Raw genomic sequence first — 16269 nt, forward strand, 5'->3', positions numbered from 1 at the left:
GACTTTTGACCAGCAAACCTATATGGAGGAGGGCTTTCCTCCCGACACCAAGCCTGCGGCTATGGTGCGGGCCTCCAGCCCGAAAATTTGGTGAACCATTGGATTGCCCTGTTTGTTTTCATCCCTCTTCCCCATGAGGTGAGGGGATCCTGCCTATCGCAGATCGGTTTGCCCTCCCTCGCTGGGATGGCTTTCTTGGATGATCAGAGCAGGATTTTGTGAATTCAAATCCCAAGTGCAGGCCAAGCCTTCTTTGCCGAGATCTCTTCGCTTCCCTCAACTCCATTGATGACTTAGCCTATTTACCCTAGGAGACACTATGGCAACTCTTTACTTCAGCCCGCTTTTCGAGGTACAAGCTCTGCAAGCGGAGCCCAACCGGGGACGCTCTCGCTCCTTCCTGCCCACTCCTCTGCAGGTTTGGGAGAGCGACGAAGCCTACACCGTCCAGTTGTGGGTGCCCGGTGCCAATCGGGAACGCTTCCACATCGAGGCCACGGCTCAACAGCTCTCCATCAGCGGCGAGATCCAGGTTCACGGCCCTGAAGGTGCTGAATTGCGCTACCAAGAAGTGGAGCCCCAACCTTTTCAACGCATCCTCAAGCTGGCCCGCCGCATCCAGCCGGAGAAAGTCTCGGCCACCTATCGCGACGGCATCCTCACCCTCACTCTGCCCAAAGCCGACGCAGCGCGGGTGATCAAAGTCCAAGTGGGCGCCTCAAACCCCACTACTCCGACGGAAGCCGTGACGGTGGAAAGCCAACCTGCCTAGGATCCCCAGTCTCTCCCTCTCTTTTCAGGCGAGGGGATCTAGCCGTTCCACTGCACGCGCACCTCATCTCCCACCTTAAAATCCATCGCCCGGCTGGCATTGCCTCGGTTTTGCACGATCTCCACCCAGCCGGAGCTGCCCACCAGGGCCAGCACTTCCCCAACTTCTCCCTCAGCAAAGGTGGCCACGGAGCGGACGGGGATCCCTTTGATCCAGGCGCTCCAGCTTCGACCTTCCACCCACTGTCCGGGCAGGTTGGTGATGCCGTTGCCGAAGTGGTCGATGGCCTGGACCAGGCCGCGACAGCCGTTGGTCTCCATCTGGGGTGGCGGCCACTCCCAGCGGGTTAGTTCTGCTACGTCTAGGGGATCCCCCAGCTCCGCCAAAGGGATCCCGTTGGCCAGATGAGCGGCAACCGGGGCAAAAATATCCCGCCCATGAAAGGTGCGGCTGGGAGAGGGGGTGCGCCAATAGCGGGGCCGGTTGAGTTCCACAGCAGCCAGCGCCGGAGTTTGGGCCAAAACGCCGCTGAACAGGCCATTGTCAGGGCCAACCAAAAAGCCCGTCTCGGTTTGGATGGCTACCGCCCGGCGGCTACTCCCCACCCCTGGATCCACAACGGCCAGGTGAATGGTGCCCGACGGCAGATAGGGGTAGGCCGTCATCAGGGCAAAGCGAGCCGCCGCCACATCCTGAGGCGGGATCCCATGGCTGAGGTCGATGAGTTGAGCCTGTGGGGAAAGGGTATGAATCACCCCTTTCATAATGCCCACATAGGGATCCTGCAGGCCAAAATCCGTCAACAGGCTAATAAAAGGCATACCCTTTTGAGGCTTGAGGATCCCAGTTTAAGGATCCCAAAAGATAACAGCGCTTATGGATGGGGTGGCTAGCGGGCAGCAAGAGCAGGTTGCGGGCGCTCATACGCCTGCCCCAAACGCGCCAACTGCTGCACCAACAAACTCAAGAACAGGCCCACATCGGTCACAATCCCCACCGACTCCAGGGATCCCCGATCGGCCAGCTTGGTCACCACTGCCGGGTTGATGTCCACGCAGATCAGCTTGACCCCGGCAGGCGTCATGTTCCCGGCTCCAATGGAGTGCAACATGCTGGAGAGCATCAACACCATGTCGGCCCCCTGTAGCAGCCGCGCATAATCCTGTTGGGCCTTGATCAAATCCATCTCCGTATCTGGCAGCGGCCCATCGTCACGGATGGATCCCGCCAGGGAGAAGGGCACCTGAGCGCGAATACACTCGTAGAACACCCCGCCGGTAATCACGCCCGCTTCCACCGCAGCTCGGATACTGCCATACTTGCGGATGAGGTTGATGGTTTTGAGGTGATGCTTGTGGCCGCCCTTGACCGGGGTGCCCCGCGACAGATCCACCCCCAGCGAGGTGCCGTAGAGATTCTGCTCCAAATCGTGAACGGCAATGGCATTGCCCCCCAACAGCGCCTGCACATAGCCTTCGCGGATGAGGGTGGCCAAGTGGGATCCGCCGCCTGTGTGGATGACCACCGGCCCTGCCACCACCACCGTTTTGCCGCCCCGCTCCTTGATTTGCCGCAGCTCCCAGGCAATCTGCTCCACCAGGATCTCCACCCGCCGCTCGCTGGAGACCCCCGATCCCATAAAGGTAAACTCCTGGGAAGAGCGCTCTTTGCTGGCCTGGCGCACGGTGCGGATCCCTTCCACCCCACACACCACGGCATCCCCCACCTGCAAATCTCGAATCAGGGTGCAGTAGGCTGAAAACTCCGTCTCGCCATCGCGATCCGATCCCTTGACCACGATCACCCCATCCATGCGCTGCCGCTGCACCGGGATCCACTGGCCGGCCACCCGCACCTGCGTGGGATAGATGGTGGTGACATAAAAATCGTCGGGCGCTACCCCTGCCTTCTCCACCCGCTCCAGACGGGCGTCTTGCTGGGTTTCTTCCGAGAGACGGGCCCCCTGCTCGATCAAGGCGCTGAGAATGGTATCCAGGGTCTCTTCGGTGGGAGCGGAAACGGCCAGTTCCACCGTGGAAGTGCTCTGCCGTTTTTCCCCAAGCTGAAACTTGAGGATCTGGAAGCTGCCGCCATTGTCCACAATGCAATCGACGGCTCTGGTGAGCAGGTCGCTGTCCACCAAGTGTCCCTGGAGGGTCACCGTCCGGCTGAGCACCGTGGCCACCGGATCGGTTTGGGGAGCCACCGTCTCGTCGAGGCGCAGCGTCAGGCACTTGGCCGCCCCACCGGCTTTCAGGAACTCCGTCAGCTCCGTCTGCACCACCGCAAATCCCCGATCCTGTAGGGTGGCTTCCAGCTCTGGGCTGACCCGATTCACCAAGATCGTGCCGTTCACATCCACGGCATTGCAGGCAAAGTGAATGGCATCCGCCTCCTGAACCGGGATCCGCTTTTCAGGGGGCACCCGCATCTCGATCAGGCGGTTGGAATAGGCATCAAAAGCCGGTGGATAGTAAAGCAAATAGCCTTCGGAGAGGGGGCAAAAGCAGGTGTCTAGGTGGTAGAACCGCTCGTCCACCAGCCGCAAGGACAACACCTCGATCCCCAGCCACTTGGCCAAGTAGGGGTGAGACTCCAACATGGAGCGAAAGCCGTAGCCCGCCCACAGCCAGCGCCCTGCCCGATCCAACAGAGCATCTCCCGCCCCCTCAAAAGCCAGGGCTGGCGGCAGCTCATAGACGGTGTAGCCCTGTTCCTCAAACCAAGCCTTGAAATGGGGCTGTTCCCCCTGCCGCTCTGGGTGATAAAAACGGCTCAGCACCACCTTGGATCCCAGGATGAGCCCAGCATTCGCCGTAAACACCATATCCGGCCATCCCGGCACCGGCTGGATTAGCTTCACCTCCGCCCGCTGCGAGAGATGCGAATAGAGAGCCTGCCACTGCTGCAGCGCCCGTTCTCGCGAAGAGCGGTGAACATTCCCCACCATCCAGGGGTTGATCACATAGTCCACCTCGTAGTGATCGGGTGGGCACATCAAATACCGAATGGCACCAGGCATAGATCTCAGAGCGCAATCTGCAGCAGGGCATCCCCTAGATTAGCAGTTGCGTGAGCAGCATCCTCAAGAATCATGAAAGAATCATTATTTGTGGGAATCTTTCGCCAGCTCTGGCTGCGGTGGGACGGGATCGGCGATGTTGGGCAATTCCAGACAGTAGCCCGCCCCGTAGATGGTCTTGATATACTGGGGGTGGCGCGGATCCGGCTCCAGCTTGGTGCGCAGGTGGCGGATGTGGACGCGGATGGTCTCGATGTCGTCGTCGGGCTCGTAGCCCCACACCTCCTGCAGGATTTCGCTTGGAGAAACAGTCTGCCCGTGTCGCTGCATCAGGCAGTGGAGCAGGTCAAACTCCAGGTGGGTGAGCTTGATGGTTTTGCCGAACCACAGCGCCTCGAAGCGTTCCGGCACCAGCGTGAGGGGGCCATAGGTGAGGATCTCGCCGTGTTTGGCCGCCTGTGGGATCCGGTCTGAGCGCCGCAACAGAGCCCGCACCCGCACCAGCAGCTCCTGCACTTCAAAAGGCTTGGTCAGGTAGTCGTCGGCACCGGCATTAAAGCCCTCGATCTTGTCCTGGGTTTGGCCGAGGGCGGTGAGCATCAAAATCGGGATCTCGCTGGTGCGCTCCTCCCGCCGCAAGCGCTGACAAACGGTCAGGCCATCTACCTGGGGCAGCATCAGGTCGAGGATGATCAGATCGGGGAGAACTTGCAGAGCCAGTGCTTGTCCGCGCACCCCATCGGTGGCCTTCACAACCTCGTAGCCCGCCAACTCCAGATTGATGCGCAGGATATCCAGAATCGAAGGGTCGTCCTCAATAATGAGTATGCGAGCCATAGCCGGTTGCAGCCCAAACTGCGGATAAAACGTTTTGTTAAATGTGCTAACAAAGAGCCGAAGCTTTACGACTGGAAGTTTACTTAATTTTAGCCTCATTGCAAATCTTACTGCGAAGTTAACCCGCAGGGTTGCCCAGCCCGGAGCCGGATGCAGGGGAAACTTTTCAACCCGTTTGGGGCAAATGGGTGCGTTTTTAAGGCCTACGGCCCGCTATCGCGAACGGATCTCCCTTTGGGGGAAGTGCTCCGCACCGCTGGCGCGAACGCGGCGATGAGGCGGCGGGTGTAGTCTTGCTGCGGCTGCCGGTAGATCTGGGAAGCAGGGCCAATCTCTTCGATGCGGCCTCGGTTCATGACCATGATGCGGTCGCTCATGAACTTGACCACGCTCAGGTCGTGGGAGATGAACAGGTAGGCCAACCCCAGTTCCTCCTGCAGATCCTTGAGCAAGTTCAGCACCTGGGCCTGCACGGAGACATCCAGGGAAGACACTGCCTCATCGCAGACGATCAGGCGGGGCTCCGAGGCCAGGGCGCGGGCAATACAGATCCGCTGCCGCTGTCCTCCGGAAAACTGGTGGGGCAGGCGATCCAGCGCTTCCGGATCCAACCCTACCCGTTCAAACAGGCGTTGGGCCCGTGCTCGTCGCTCAGCAGCATTTCTCCCAATCCCGTGCAGGGCCATTGGCTCTATGACGCTGGCTCCCACACTCATGCGCGGATCCAGTGAGGCTGCCGGATCCTGAAAGATCAGCTGAATCTCGCGGCGGAGACGACGTAAGCGTTGGGGCGGCAAGCGGAGCAGCTCCTCGCCGTCGTAGATCACCTGGCCAGAGCTGGCACGGACCAGGCGCAACAGGGTTCGCCCCAGGGTGGTTTTGCCGCAGCCGGACTCTCCCACCAGCCCCAAGGTCTCTCCGGGGTAGAGGTCAAAGCTGATCCCATCCACAGCTCGGATCTCGCCCACCTGGCGGCCAAATGGCCCTCGACGGACGGCGTAGTGGGTTCGCAGATCCCGCACCTGCAGCAGGGGGGGCTGACTGTACAGCCGGCGCAGCCGTTCTTCCTCTAAGGACTCCGTCCCGCTTACGCGAACGGCAGCCGGGATCTCCACCTGCTGCCACTGCTCCTCTGGGGATCCCCCTTTTTCCAGAAAATCCTGGACGGTGGGCAACCGCCGCAACCGCCGCTCCAACACCGGGCGACAGGCCAACAAGCCGCGGGTGTAGGGATGCTGGGGATCCCGAAAGATCTGCTCCACCGATCCCTGTTCCACAGCTTGGCCCCGGCGCATCACCACCACCTGATCTGCCAGTTCGGCCACCAAATTGAGATCGTGGGTGATGAAGAGGATGGCCATCTGCCGGTGCTGCTGCAGCTCCCAGAGCAGGCGCAGGATTTCCGCTTGCACCGTAACATCTAGAGCGGTGGTCGGCTCATCGGCAATCAACAGTTGGGGATTGGAGGCGATGGCACAGGCGATGGCCGCCCGTTGGATTTGGCCGCCGGAGAGCTGATGAGGGTAGCGCTCCAGCATCTGGGGAGAAAGCTGCACCTCCTCAAACAGGCGAATGGCTTGGGCGCGGATCTCCGCCGGGCTCAGGGAGGTGTTGGCCCTCAAGGTTTCCTGTAACTGCTGGCCACAGGTGTAGAGGGGGTTGAGGGCGGTGCTCGGCTCCTGGAAGATCATGGCAATTTGGGATCCGCGATAGCGCCGCCGTTGTCGGGGATCCAACTGCAGCCAGTCCACCGTTCCGTCAGGGCCCTTGAAGAGGATTTTGCCCTCCACCCGAGCCGAGCTGGGCAGAAGATCGATCAGCGTCAGGGCGGTCATGGTTTTGCCGGATCCCGACTCCCCCACCAGGCCCAAGGTCTGGCCGATCCCGATCTGGAAAGACAGCCCATCCACCACCGGGGATCCCGAAGGCTCCCTCCTGCTGACGCCAACTGTGCGGCTGGGCAAGAAAACCCGCAGCCCTTGTACGGTCAGCAAGGCAGAATCGGCAGCAGGAACAGCCTCGATCATGGCGACGAAAGCGCTCCGCACCGCTGGCGCGAACGCAATGGGAGGATTGGCAGGATTATAGACCACCGTCCCCGTCTTGGCCCCCAAAGTGCTCCGCACCGCTGACGTGAATGACACTTGCTTTCTGAGCCACTAACCTTGTAGAGAAACAAGTGCGGAAGGGCGGCTTTGATGCGGCGACGCCTTCTACAGCTTTGCATCTTCGGCTGGGCGATGCTCCTCACTTTGGCAGTGGGGGGCAGGGGATCCCTGCTGGTTCCCCACTTTTTTGGCATTGAAGCCCTGCAAGCCCAGGCTCAAACTCAAGCCGGAGAACTGCCGCAGCCGATGCGGCTCAAACTCCCCCCTGGCCTGGATCGCTACGCCTACGACAAGGCGGTGGGAGACTACTTTGAGGAAATCGAGCCGCTGCTGCCGGGCGGAGCCTATGCCCAGTGGGCTTTCTATCCCGTCCCTATCTACATCCAAGGGGATCACCCCCAGTGGAAGGCCTCCGTGGAGCAAGCGGTGAAGGAGTGGTCGGCCTACATCCCGCTCAAGGTGGTGGCCAAAGAGGAGGAGGCTTTCTACGGGATGAGCATTTACCGCGTTCCTCCTATTGGCGGCGGGGTGGCTGGGGCGGCCCGCCCGGAGTTTTTCTTCGCCTCCGATGGCTCTTTGCAGCAGCGGGTGCGCATCGTCATTGCAGAGGGACAGGGGTTGGCCGAGGTGACGGCGGTGGCCCGGCACGAGATCGGGCATGGGCTGGGGCTGTGGGGCCATAGCCCGAACCTGCGGGATCTGATGTATGGCGGACACCATGCGGCGGCTACCGGCAATCGGCGGGTGTTGCGGGTGCCCAACATTACCAAGCGGGATCTCAACACCCTCAAGCGCGTCTACGAGCAGCCCACCTTGATCGGGCAAGTCTTTCCCGAAAGCGAACGCAAGCTGTTCTAAGTTCTCAGGATCTTTTGCGCTCCCCGCCATCCCATGGCCAGCAGGAAGAACAGCAACTGGGTGGCGACAATGCTGGGGCCGGAGGGCAGGTTGAAGGCCGCCGAGGCGATCATCCCCAACACCGCGCTCAGTCCCCCAATGCCTATGGCCAGCATCACATAAGTCGTGAACCGGGATCCCAACATCCGTGCTGTCGAGGCCGGGATGACCACAAAAGCGCTCACCAGCAACACCCCCACCGAGCGAATCGCCAGGCCCACCACCAAAGCCAGCAACACCACAAAGGCCAGCCGCTGCCAGCCCACCTGAACCCCTCGTGCCCGCGCCAGCGGCTCATCCAAGGTAAGCAACATCTGGGAGGGCAAAGTCAATCCCACATAGGCCAAGCCGATGAGCAAGAGGATCCCGCTCGTCCACAGGGCCGCTGGGCTGATCCCCAAAATCTCCCCAAACAGCAACTGGTTGAGGTTGCCCCGATAGCCGGGCAGCAAGCTGAGGGCGATAACGGCCAGAGCCAAAGAGGAAGAGTAGATGATGTTCAGCACCGCATCCGCCGACAGTTGAGTGCGCTCCAAGACAAAGGTGACGCCCAAAGCAAACCCCACCCCAAACACCATCAGCACCACGGTGGGATCCAGCCCCAGCAGCACTCCCAAAACAATCCCCAGCAGAGCCGAATGCCCCAGGGCATCGCTAAAAAACGACAGTTGCCGCAGAATAACAAAGCTGCCCAGCAGCCCACCTGTCATGCCGGTGAGGATCCCACCCAGCATGGCCCGCTGCATAAAGGGCAACTGCAACAGCTCCACTACCCGCACCCAGCCCTCCAACATCGCCTTCCCCTCAGTGACGGTGGATGTAGCGGGCAAAATAGTGCTCCGCACTGCTGTCGCGAACAGGCCCATAAACCCGGCTCAGCACTTCTGGTGCCAAAGCCACCTGGGGGGATCCCTGGCAGATGAGGGATTGGTTGAGGCACAGCACGCGGTCGCAATGGCGGGACACCATCTCCAAATCATGGGAGATCTGCAAAATAGCCCAGCCCAGGGATTGGCGCAGCTCTTCCAGGAGCCGGTAAAACTCCCCCTCGCTGAGCGTATCTAAGCCTGCCGGTGCCTCGTCGAGGATAAGCAGCCGCCGCGGCCAAGCCAAGCAATAGGCCAACAGCACCCGTTTCAGCTCCCCGCCGCTGAGCTGGCCCAAAGCCTTAGAGGACAAGTGGGATGCGCCGACCCGTTCCAGCGCCTCTTGCACCGCCTGCTGCCGAGCAGAGCGCTGCTGCCAGGGCCAGCGGGGTTGCAACGCCCCCCAACCCAAAGCCACAAACTCCTCCACCACCATGGGGATCCCAGGATTGAACTGAAAACGCTGGGGCACGTAAGCCACCTGCTGCCGCACTGACGGGGGCAAATAGCCGGACAGGCGCACCGGCTCTCCCAGAATCCAAACCGAGCCGCACTGCCGCGGCAGGATCCCCAAAATCGCCTGTACCAAGGTACTTTTGCCAGCGCCATTGGGGCCGACAATGGCCGTATGGGATCCCGCCCTCAGCTCAAATGACACATTTTGCACCGCCAACTGGGATCCCCGATAGACCGTCAGCCCCTCCACGCGCAGGACAACCTCGCCGGAGCAGGAGATCACCGCCCCCTCGCCAGCAGGTGTTCGAGAGCAGCTTGGCCCAGCAGCGGCAATTGCAGGGGCAGGAAGGCCGTCTCCTTCTCAAAGGCGGAGACCAGGTTCTCCACGTTTTGCCGCAGGATGGTCAGGTAATATTCCGGCTCGATCCCCTCAGGGCCAGCGGTTTCGATGGGATCGAAAACCCGCACTTCCACCCCCAAATCCCTGGCCAAGATCTGGAAGGGGTTGTTGTCTCCCACCTGAGGTTCCACCAAGATGGTCTTCAGGCCCGACTCCCGCACCGTCTCCATCACCCGTCGCACATCTTCGGGGGAGGAGCTGGCTTCAGGGATCTCCACCAAGAACTCGGCTTTGAGGTTGTAGCGCTCGGCAAAATAGGGGGCAAAGTCGTGGAAGACCACAAAGCTTCTTCCGGCAAAGGGAGCTAGCCGAGCGGCAATCTCCTCATCCAAAGCCTTGAGCTTCTCGATAAAAGCAGCCGCATTGGCCCGGTAGATCTCCGCCCCTGCCGGATCCGCAGCGATTAAGCCGTCGCGGATGTTTTCCACCTGCTGAATAGCCCGCCTGGGATCCAGCCAAATGTGGGGGTTAAACTCGCCGTGGCTGTGCCCATGAGAGTGGCCATGGCCATGCCCGTGAGAATGGCCGTGACTGTGTCCATGAGAGTGTCCATGGCCGTGACCGTGGGAGTGCCCATGCTCTGGCTCCTCAGCCCGCAAAGTTGGGATCCCTTCGCTGCTGTCGATGGTCAGCAATTGGGGATTTGCGGCATTGGCGATCAACCCCTCCAGGAAAGTTTCCATTCCCAGCCCATTGATTACCAACACATCCGCCTGAGCCAGCAAACGAACCTCCTCAGGTCGAGCCTGAAAATCGTGCGGCCCCATCTGAGGGGGAAGGAGTGGCGTGACTTCTGCCCGATCCCCGGCCACAGCACGGGTAAATTGCGTTATCGGCAAAATCGTGGTCACCACCTTTGGGGGGCTGGATCCCTGCTGGGCCCGGGACTCTTCTTGGCGCATCTGCAGGCTTCCCAGGATCCCGACCGAGAGGGCGGCCAGCAGCGAGACCAGCGATCGCACCGGTCGAGCCGAACGGATAGAGTTAGCTTGATCAGTCATGAGCCTGAATACCTCACAAGACAACAGAGACAGCAGAGCTGGAAGCAACTGACTTCCCAAAAGCCAAGGCCCTCTGCCGCAGCATCGAAAACATGCTCACCAGACCGTTGCTCCTGGAAGGGCTAAGGCTGAAATTGAGGCCCATCTCCCGCACAAACTCTGGGGAAACCCCCAAAATCTCTTCCGGCGCTAGGCCACTTAGCCCCTCCACCACAATGGCCACCAAACCCTTGACCAACTGAGCATCGGCATCCCCTTGGATGTAGACCTTGCCCTCCCTAAACTCGGTGGCCAGCCACACCCGCGAAGCGCAACCTCTGACTAGGTTCTCCTCCTTCCTCTCCGCTTCGGGAAAGGGTGGCAGGCGCTTGGCATAGGCTAGGAGAAGCTCATACTTCTGCCGCGAGGTCTTGGCCTTCTGGAAGCGATTGACAATTTGCTGCAGAGCTGCGGGCATCCCTCAGCTTGTCTAGAGTGAGAATGATAATCAAACTCATCATAACACCCCCACTCAGCGAGGGCGCAGGGGCACCTGCAAACTTTTGGGACTGTCGTTACCGAAGCGAGCGATAGCCGCCACTTACTCCCCGTGGTGAGAGGACCAGTTGCCAAAGTTGGCTGGCCCGGGCCTTGAAGCTACCGGCACTCATCAGGAGATAGAGCCGCCACATGCGGCGAAAGCGCTCATCGTAGCGGTCGGCTAATTTTGGCCATGCCTGCTCGAAATTGGCGTGCCAGGCTTTTAAGGTGGCCACGTAATTGATCCCAAAATTGTGCCAGTCTTCCAGCACAAATAAGCCCTCAAAGGCTGCAGTAATCAGATGAGGCGAGGGCAGCATCGAGTTGGGGAAAATGTAGCGCTCAATCCAGGGATCCCGCCCCTGGTAGGCCACGTTGCTGCCGATGGTGTGCAGAAGAAACAAGCCATTGTCGTTCAACAAGCGGCGGGCTACCTGCATAAACGTTCGGTAGTTTCGGTAGCCAACATGTTCAAACATGCCGACAGAAAGGATGCGATCAAACTTTCCCTGGGTCTGGCGATAGTCTTCTAACCGAATCTCGACCGGCAGGCCGCGGCAGCGTTCGCTGGCCAGTTTGGCTTGCTCTTTGGAAACAGTAATCCCCACAACCTGCACCCCGTAGCGTTCGGCCAGGTACTGGGCTGTGCCGCCCCAGCCACAGCCGATGTCGAGCACCCGCATGCCGGGTTGGAGTTCCAGCTTGCGGGCAATGAGGTCAAGCTTAGCTTCTTGGGCTTCATCCAGAGTTTGCGCGCCCCCATCCCAATAGGCACAGCTGTAGATCATGCGGCGATCCAGCATGGCCTCATAGAGATCGTTGCCAATGTCGTAGTGGCGCTGGCCAATGACGAATGCCCCCTTGCCCCGCTGGCGGTTGATGAGGCGACTGTCCAGCCCAAGCAAGGGCTGAGTTAGCCAACCCACCTGCTGCGGTGCCTGGGCAGTTAGGAGACGACAAACTAACTCATCAATGGCCTCGCAATCCCACCAGCCCTCCATGTAGGCCTCGCCAAAGCCCAGGGATCCATAGAGCAGGCAGCGCAGATATAGCCGCTCGTCGTGAACTTGAATATCCCAAGGTTGCGAGCCATTGAGGGTTATACCGGCAACATCCAAAACCCGAAGCGCATGCTGACGCGCCAGCCAGCGCAAGCTGTTGAGTCCTTTCCCCATCCCTAGGGATCCCTCACTGCAGGGAAACTGACTCAACAAATACACCCCAAGGTGGCAAGGGATCCAACAAGTTGTTTCCAATTTCTAGGGATCCCCCCGAAGGGGGAACGACATTCCGGAGGATGCGGTGATTGTTTGGGGGAAGTTTCCAATTTCTAGGGATCCCCCCGAAGGGGGAACAAGTGTAGTGATTGGGAGGTAACCCAAATGGACAACCGTTTCCAATTTCTAGGGATCCCCCCGAAGGGGGAACCTCTATCCCTCTATCCGCCCCCTCCCCAAACAGCCATAAGTTTCCAATTTCTAGGGATCCCCCCGAAGGGGGAACTCTGCGTTCCTCTCGGTGTGAGTACATCCGGGATGTTGCCCGTTTCCAATTTCTAGGGATCCCCCCGAAGGGGGAACACAGAGGGAGAGTACCTCGAAGCAATGCGCTTCATACGCAGTTTCCAATTTCTAGGGATCCCCCCGAAGGGGGAACTCTAGCCAGAACTCCGGCGTGCCCTGGGGATCCCCGGCGTTTCCAATTTCTAGGGATCCCCCCGAAGGGGGAACCTGCCGCCGCCTCTTTGGAAGCAGAGGCAGCTTGCCTGGTGTTTCCAATTTCTAGGGATCCCCCCGAAGGGGGAACTTGGAGGATGCGCTGGCCGCTCAGTAAAGGATTCACTGTTTCCAATTTCTAGGGATCCCCCCGAAGGGGGAACAAGCAAAAGCGAAAAGCTCAAATCCGAGCGAAGTAGCTGGTTTCCAATTTCTAGGGATCCCCCCGAAGGGGGAACCTTACAAGCCACTGCCCACGTAGGGCAAGGAAAACCTTCGAGTTTCCAATTTCTAGGGATCCCCCCGAAGGGGGAACACGAGCTTTGAGGGCACCCAGGACAAAATCGTAAAACTGGGTTTCCAATTTCTAGGGATCCCCCCGAAGGGGGAACAAGTCCCAAAACTTATTCTGGGAAGATTTACTCAAGTTTCCAATTTCTAGGGATCCCCCCGAAGGGGGAACTGCACGATGGTGTCGTGCCAACCTTCTTCGATGATCGTTTCCAATTTCTAGGGATCCCCCCGAAGGGGGAACTTTCAGTACATCAAGTTGTGTGGTTTGCTGAATACAGAGTTTCCAATTTCTAGGGATCCCCCCGAAGGGGGAACGCGAATATAGTTTCTACTTACAACTTTTCCGTTAAATTGTTTCCAATTTCTAGGGATCCCCCCGAAGGGGGAACCCCTGCCTTGATTAGGAGGATACCATGTCTGCGATTTTCTAGTTTCCAATTTCTAGGGATCCCCCCGAAGGGGGAACCGTAAAATCTGCTCCTTAGTGTACTTGTACATACCAGTTTCCAATTTCTAGGGATCCCCCCGAAGGGGGAACACGATCTAACCTAGTTCCTCCCCCAAGCACCCAGGATTATCGTTTCCAATTTCTAGGGATCCCCCCGAAGGGGGAACTTGAGGTGGTGGGGGTTAGATCCCCAGTTTAGCTTTGTTTCCAATTTCTAGGGATCCCCCCGAAGGGGGAACTACCGGGGGCACGCTCGTGATTGGGGTATGGCTATGCACGTTTCCAATTTCTAGGGATCCCCCCGAAGGGGGAACACTAGATGAGTTTCGGTTGCCCCAAAACCGTAAGCTAGTTTCCAATTTCTAGGGATCCCCCCGAAGGGGGAACTGTAGTAGAGCTAGACTACCACAGCCAGCCAGTCTTGGTGTTTCCAATTTCTAGGGATCCCCCCGAAGGGGGAACAACTGCCCGCCAGAGTTAGAAGGGGCGGAGATCGAATGTTTCCAATTTCTAGGGATCCCCCCGAAGGGGGAACATGTAGTCGATGGAGACCACGAAATGCACTCTTCTCCAGTTTCCAATTTCTAGGGATCCCCCCGAAGGGGGAACCAAGCCGTGTTCGGCGAACAACAGTCGGTAGAGGTCAAGTTTCCAATTTCTAGGGATCCCCCCGAAGGGGGAACAGTGTTTTCGCTTTCTCGATTAACTTTCTGTGTTGCTCATGTTTCCAATTTCTAGGGATCCCCCCGAAGGGGGAACCGTGGATGACGAAACTATCTTTATATCCTCTAACCTGCGTTTCCAATTTCTAGGGATCCCCCCGAAGGGGGAACTCTTGGTACCGGTGGCGGATCCCTTGCCGCGGCCTGCGCCGTTTCCAATTTCTAGGGATCCCCCCGAAGGGGGAACGTGCCTGAAACTGTTTGTGGATTCATTATTATAACCGCAGTTTCCAATTTCTAGGGATCCCCCCGAAGGGGGAACAGATCGTTCACGCTGAGCGGTGTGGGTACATCCGGGATGTTGTTTCCAATTTCTAGGGATCCCCCCGAAGGGGGAACAGCGACTATCAAACTGCCTACTAGATCAGGCAAAAGTGCTAGTTTCCAATTTCTAGGGATCCCCCCGAAGGGGGAACTCCAGGCTGCTCGCGAGTGGCTGAGGTTGGAGGCTCTGCGGCAACGGTTTCCAATTTCTAGGGATCCCCCCGAAGGGGGAACTTTGTGCGAGCAAGGCTCGTAACCAATAGTTTGCGCGGTTTCCAATTTCTAGGGATCCCCCCGAAGGGGGAACTTGACGACTATATACCATATCACTACGAAAGTAGTGACGTTTCCAATTTCTAGGGATCCCCCCGAAGGGGGAACTTTACTCGATGTAGCCGACAGGGTGGGTGCTCTTCCAGTTTCCAATTTCTAGGGATCCCCCCGAAGGGGGAACAACTCATCGGGTCTTGCGGTTGGTCTATGCTGATCAAAGTTTCCAATTTCTAGGGATCCCCCCGAAGGGGGAACTTGTTAAAGGGATTGTAAACATACACGCGTACCTCGGTTTCTTGTTTCCAATTTCTAGGGATCCCCCCGAAGGGGGAACTAGCTACTTTACAGAGAATGCTGATGTACTTGATTGGTAAGTTTCCAATTTCTAGGGATCCCCCCGAAGGGGGAACTTGGTACAGCTAGTGATTTATCTCTAATATCCCCAGTTTCCAATTTCTAGGGATCCCCCCGAAGGGGGAACGTGTGGCAGTGGACATCCCCCTGCCATCTAGGTCAAGGTTTCCAATTTCTAGGGATCCCCCCGAAGGGGGAACTTATCTCCTGGGTGTTGTTTATCCACCCGAAAGGGAGGGCAGTTTCCAATTTCTAGGGATCCCCCCGAAGGGGGAACTGCGGTGAACCTGGGTGTTACACCCGGGCTACCAAGTTTCCAATTTCTAGGGATCCCCCCGAAGGGGGAACAACTTGACATACCAACGACCTATAATGCTTAGTGTACTTGCAAGTTTCCAATTTCTAGGGATCCCCCCGAAGGGGGAACTCCACCCCTATTAAACCCAAGCAGGGCAAGGAATGCAAGGCCCATTTGCGAGGGATCCGGAAAAAAGTCGGCAAAAAGAGTTTTGGCGAGGGGGTTTTGGGGCCGGAAAGCCTTGTGGCGCAAGGCGTTGAGGGATCGAACGAAAGAATCGGCCTTTGCGGCTTTTGGCGGATCGCTCGCGGAGGCGTTGATACCGTTTTGGTGTTCTTTTGGAAACATCGAGATCCAGACAAGGGCAGTAGGGCCCTGAGTCCACTGATGAGCCAACCTCAGCCAATCTAGCCGCGCAGGCGACCGGAGCGCAGGATGCTGATGACGAGCCACAGCCCCAACAGGCTGGCCGCCCCGAACAGGAGTTCGCTCAGCCCAAAGACCTGAAACCGCTGCGTCTGAGCCGAGATGATGGCGGCCCCGACGATCAGAGAGCCGACCACAATGCTGTAGGAAAGGCGGTTGGCCGACTGATCCAGGCTGCTGCGGATCCCGTCCAGCTCTTGGATGGTCAAGTTCCAGCGCTGGGTTTCCGAGGTGATGCGGCTGAGCAGCAGCTCCATCTGGCGCGGCGATTGCAGAGAGAGATTTTTCAAATCCAAAGCCGTGCGCAGCAGCGAGGGCAGAGGGGCTTCCCCCAGCAATTGCGCCCGAAACACATCCGCCATCAGGGGGCGAAGCTGCTCCGGCAGGTTGTAGCCGGGGGTGAGCTGGCGGGCGATCCCTTCCAAATTGGCCAGCGCCTTGGCACAGAGGCCCAAATTGCCGGGAATGCGGATCTGGTTGCGCCGGGCCGCCTGCAGGATCTCAGAAAAGAGCATGACTCTAGTCAATAATAAGCTCAACTATACTGAAAATAATGTATAATATGTTCAGTACGGATTACTACCAGTTGATCTTTCT

Annotated in this window: 11 protein-coding genes, 1 pseudogene and 1 CRISPR repeat array; of the genes and pseudogenes, 2 read left to right on the forward strand and 10 right to left on the reverse strand. The window is 58.6% G+C overall.

The window, feature by feature from the left end; translation table 11 throughout:
* Window positions 1–319 precede the first annotated feature (319 nt).
* Window positions 320–772 carry an Hsp20/alpha crystallin family protein gene (locus ACVWVQ_RS13705; protein WP_457404345.1) on the forward strand — a complete coding sequence of 151 codons (453 nt, stop codon included), beginning with the start codon at window positions 320–322 and terminating at the stop codon, window positions 770–772.
* 38 nt (window positions 773–810) lie between these two features.
* Here ACVWVQ_RS13705 and ACVWVQ_RS13710 read toward each other — a convergent pair whose 3' ends face one another.
* The 4 genes from ACVWVQ_RS13710 to ACVWVQ_RS13725 form a co-directional block, all read right to left on the reverse strand.
* On the reverse strand, window positions 811–1593 hold the full coding sequence (locus ACVWVQ_RS13710; RefSeq protein WP_457509000.1) for an SAM hydrolase/SAM-dependent halogenase family protein: 783 nt from the start codon (window positions 1591–1593) through the stop codon (window positions 811–813).
* 68 nt (window positions 1594–1661) lie between these two features.
* Window positions 1662–3794 carry a bifunctional arginine dihydrolase/ornithine cyclodeaminase gene (gene argZ / locus ACVWVQ_RS13715; RefSeq protein ID WP_457509002.1) on the reverse strand — a complete coding sequence of 711 codons (2133 nt, stop codon included), beginning with the start codon at window positions 3792–3794 and terminating at the stop codon, window positions 1662–1664.
* 84 nt (window positions 3795–3878) lie between these two features.
* On the reverse strand, window positions 3879–4631 hold the full coding sequence (locus ACVWVQ_RS13720; protein ID WP_414408603.1) for a response regulator transcription factor: 753 nt from the start codon (window positions 4629–4631) through the stop codon (window positions 3879–3881).
* Between the two features lie 203 nt (window positions 4632–4834).
* Window positions 4835–6658, reverse strand: a complete 1824-nt coding sequence (locus ACVWVQ_RS13725; RefSeq protein ID WP_457509008.1) for a dipeptide ABC transporter ATP-binding protein — start codon at window positions 6656–6658, stop codon at window positions 4835–4837.
* Between the two features lie 171 nt (window positions 6659–6829).
* Here ACVWVQ_RS13725 and ACVWVQ_RS13730 point away from each other — a divergent pair, with 171 nt between their 5' ends.
* Window positions 6830–7597 (forward strand): hypothetical protein, encoded by a 768-nt coding sequence (locus ACVWVQ_RS13730; RefSeq protein ID WP_457509003.1) that lies wholly within the window; start codon window positions 6830–6832, stop codon window positions 7595–7597.
* Here ACVWVQ_RS13730 and ACVWVQ_RS13735 read toward each other — a convergent pair.
* The 6 genes and pseudogenes from ACVWVQ_RS13735 to ACVWVQ_RS13760 all read right to left on the reverse strand — a co-directional run.
* The gene (locus ACVWVQ_RS13735) at window positions 7594–8430 is read right to left on the reverse strand and encodes a metal ABC transporter permease (protein WP_457509010.1); all 837 of its coding nucleotides are present in this window, start codon (window positions 8428–8430) and stop codon (window positions 7594–7596) included. The two genes, ACVWVQ_RS13730 and ACVWVQ_RS13735, sit on opposite strands and share 4 nt — an antisense overlap.
* Window positions 8431–8440: 10 nt before the next feature.
* The gene (locus tag ACVWVQ_RS13740) at window positions 8441–9241 is read right to left on the reverse strand and encodes a metal ABC transporter ATP-binding protein (RefSeq protein WP_457509005.1); all 801 of its coding nucleotides are present in this window, start codon (window positions 9239–9241) and stop codon (window positions 8441–8443) included.
* A complete protein-coding gene (locus ACVWVQ_RS13745) occupies window positions 9238–10359 on the reverse strand; it encodes a metal ABC transporter solute-binding protein, Zn/Mn family (protein ID WP_457509006.1) in 1122 nt (373 codons plus the stop codon). Before ACVWVQ_RS13745 ends, ACVWVQ_RS13740 begins: the two co-directional genes overlap by 4 nt.
* Window positions 10360–10372: 13 nt before the next feature.
* On the reverse strand, window positions 10373–10816 hold the full coding sequence (locus ACVWVQ_RS13750; protein ID WP_414329195.1) for a SufE family protein: 444 nt from the start codon (window positions 10814–10816) through the stop codon (window positions 10373–10375).
* A 97-nt stretch (window positions 10817–10913) separates the two neighbouring features.
* Window positions 10914–12053: a cyclopropane fatty acyl phospholipid synthase gene (gene cfa / locus ACVWVQ_RS13755; RefSeq protein ID WP_457509012.1), complete on the reverse strand. Its 1140-nt coding sequence runs from the start codon at window positions 12051–12053 to the stop codon at window positions 10914–10916.
* Window positions 12054–12126: 73 nt separating this feature from the next.
* A CRISPR array of direct repeats spans window positions 12127–15375; the repeat unit is 36 nt; unit sequence GTTTCCAATTTCTAGGGATCCCCCCGAAGGGGGAAC.
* Between the two features lie 278 nt (window positions 15376–15653).
* Window positions 15654–16184, reverse strand: a pseudogene (locus ACVWVQ_RS13760) (AarF/ABC1/UbiB kinase family protein); the annotation flags it as partial.
* Window positions 16185–16269 lie beyond the last annotated feature (85 nt).

Source organism: Thermostichus sp. MS-CIW-36 (assembly GCF_054059035.1).